3 protein-coding genes and 1 pseudogene are annotated in these 2,356 nt (G+C 69.6%); 2 read left to right on the top strand and 2 right to left on the bottom strand.

Annotation, left to right across the window (positions count from 1 at the left end):
• Window positions 1-381, top strand: a 381-nt coding sequence (locus G6018_RS13495; RefSeq protein WP_182639884.1) for an adenylosuccinate synthetase, incomplete at its 5' end; no start/stop codon positions are given.
• Between the two features lie 10 nt (window positions 382-391).
• Here the strand turns inward: G6018_RS13495 and G6018_RS13490 are convergent.
• Window positions 392-667 carry a hypothetical protein gene (locus G6018_RS13490; RefSeq protein WP_182639883.1) on the bottom strand — a complete coding sequence of 92 codons (276 nt, stop codon included), beginning with the start codon at window positions 665-667 and terminating at the stop codon, window positions 392-394.
• Between the two features lie 373 nt (window positions 668-1,040).
• Between G6018_RS13490 and G6018_RS13485 the strand changes: the two genes are divergently transcribed.
• Window positions 1,041-1,979, top strand: a complete 939-nt coding sequence (locus tag G6018_RS13485; RefSeq protein ID WP_182639882.1) for a hypothetical protein — start codon at window positions 1,041-1,043, stop codon at window positions 1,977-1,979.
• Window positions 1,980-2,145: 166 nt separating this feature from the next.
• On the opposite strand, the pseudogene G6018_RS13480 reads toward G6018_RS13485, so the two are convergent.
• A pseudogene (locus G6018_RS13480) lies at window positions 2,146-2,356 on the bottom strand (GntR family transcriptional regulator); the annotation flags it as partial.

Raw genomic sequence — 2,356 nt, 5'->3', positions numbered from 1 at the left:
TCCCGCCGCTGCGGCTGGTATGACGCCGTGATCGCCCGCTACGCCGCCCGGGTCAACGGGTTCACCGACTACTTCCTGACCAAGCTCGACGTGCTCACCGGCATCGGCGAGATCCCCATCTGCGTGGCCTACGACGTCGACGGCGTCCGGCACGACGAGATGCCCATGTCGCAGACCGACTTCCACCACGCCACGCCGATCTACGAGACCATGCCCGGCTGGGAAGAGGACATCACCGGGGCGCGCGAGTTCACCGACCTGCCGCCCGAGGCGCAGGCGTACGTCCTGCGGCTCGAGGAGCTGGCCGGCTGCCACATGTCGTACATCGGCGTGGGTCCGGGCCGCGACCAGAACGTGGTGCGGCGCGACATCCTGGGCTGAGCGGACGCGGTCAGGATCCCGGGAGCTGAGGCAGTTCGAACGCGCCTCCGGCCACGCCGGCACCGACAGCCAGGGCGACCGAGACACCGATGCCCGCCAGGATGATCAGGCCGGCTCCGACGATCGGGTTGTCCAGGGAGCCGCCGTCCGCTGATCCCGACGCCTGAGCGACGTAGGCGACGTGACCGTCCGGGACGGGTGCGGCGTGGGCGGGGGCCACGGCAACGGGAGTGGCGGCGGTCAGAGCAAGAGCGGCGGCAGCAGTCGCTGTGCGGCTTTTGATCATGTCCCCATTATCGCCTCAGGGTCGTCTCCCATTACGTGCGGTCTCGAGGTCCGCGGAAGTGTCTTGGGCGCCCGACCCCCGTGCGTCCGACCCCGTGCGTCCGACCCCCGTGCGTCCGACCCCGCGATTGGGCGCGTTCTCGAACGTATCGGCCGGGTGAGCCCGTTCCGGAACTCGCCGAGGATGCTCGGAGCGAGACGAGTTATCGCAGATCGCTCCCTATCGCTCCTGATCGCTCGTCATCCCCCGCGATAGCGGCTGGTCGCGAGCCTCGATTCACGGACCGCGATCAGGCTGTGGATGGTCGTCCGCCTCGTCCACAGCCGGCCGATCGCGCCACAGAGGGAGGGCCTTCGCGTAGCACCATGCGATCATGCCTCCGACACACTCAGACCCTGCGGGACCGCCGAGGCGTGAGGCGGCCTTTGTCAGAGCCATCTACGGTGGCGAACCGTTTCTGGTCAGTAGCGCGCTGGCTTCCGGGGTCCTGACCAGGCAGGATCTGCGCACCCGCTTCCGTCGACTGCACCCGAGGGTCTACGTGCGAGCGTCAGCCGAACTCGACCCGGCGCAGAAGATCCGCGCGGCCTGGCTATGGGGTGGCCCACGCTCGGTGATCTGCGGGGGCGCCGCCGGGCACCTGGCCGGGGAGGCGTACTTCGGGGAGGAGCTAGTTCGCGACGAGGTCCAGCTCTGGAGGCCGACCTGGCGCAGGGCCCCGCCCGGGATCGTCGTCCGCAAGTGGACCGCCACTCCCGACCATCTGCTGTGGCAGGGGATGGCCGTGACGACCCCCGCCAGGACCGCAATCGACCTCGCCCGGCATATGGCGTCTGATGTCCGGGCGGTCGCGGCGCTCGATTCCATGTGTCGCACAGGCGGCACTGATCCGGATGCGATCGCGGCGGCGGCGTTCGCCATGGCAGGTCAGACCGGGGTCCGTCGTGTGCTGGGGTTGCTGCCCGCCGTGGATCCGTTGGCCGAGTCGCCCAAGGAGTCCGAACTGCGGTTGATCATGGGGGCGACTGATCTGCCGGTGTTCGAGTCGCAGGTCGAGGTGCGAGATGAGTCCGGCGCGCTGGTGTCGCGACTCGACCTGGGTAACCGCCGGTGGAAGGTCGGGTTGCAGTACGACGGCAACGAGCATCTGACCCGGGCCCGTCGAGACGGCGATTCCGTGGCGATGCTGCGGCTGGCGTCACTGGGATGGGAGGTGAGGCGGGTGACACAAGGTCTGCTGCACACCCCGCGGACGCTCACCAGATTCGTTCGCGGGGCCTTCGAGAAGCAGGGCTGGGAGCATTCCGTGTGACCCGGTCGCATTCACTGAATCCCGGTCACGTTCTGGGACGGGCCCACTCGGCCGATGCATCCAGGATCGCGCCGGATCGGGGTGGCCGCCGGATCGAGGTGGCCGCCGGATCGGGGATGGCCGGCGGGTGGCGACAGGCGGGCGGCGACAGGCGGGGTCGCGATCTCTAGGGCAATTGGCGGAACGCGTTGCGGAGAGCTGCCACGGCCTCGTCGACGTCGAATCCCGAGCCTGCGGCGCGCTCGGCGAACTCCTCCGCGGCCCGGGCCAGCACCGCGCCGGGCAGATCGGCTGCTGAGACGAACGTCCCCGACCGGCCGCGGCCCTCCAGAACTCCCGACTCCTCGAGTTCGCGGTAGACCTTCGCGGCGGTGGCG

The sequence above is a fragment of the Dietzia sp. DQ11-44 genome (assembly GCF_014145205.1).
In the GTDB taxonomy this organism is placed as follows: Bacteria; Actinomycetota; Actinomycetes; order Mycobacteriales; family Mycobacteriaceae; genus Dietzia; species Dietzia natronolimnaea.
Note: the sequence above shows the minus strand (reverse complement) of the source record. Positions and strands in the feature narration are given on the sequence as shown.

What these genes read in the sequence shown, in the direction of transcription:
- G6018_RS13490 (WP_182639883.1), bottom strand. Translation starts at nt 667, where the DNA reads ATGATCAAAAGCCGCACAGCGACTGCTGCCGCCGCTCTTGCTCTGACC.
- G6018_RS13485 (WP_182639882.1), top strand. Translation starts at nt 1,041, where the DNA reads ATGCCTCCGACACACTCAGACCCTGCGGGACCGCCGAGGCGTGAGGCG.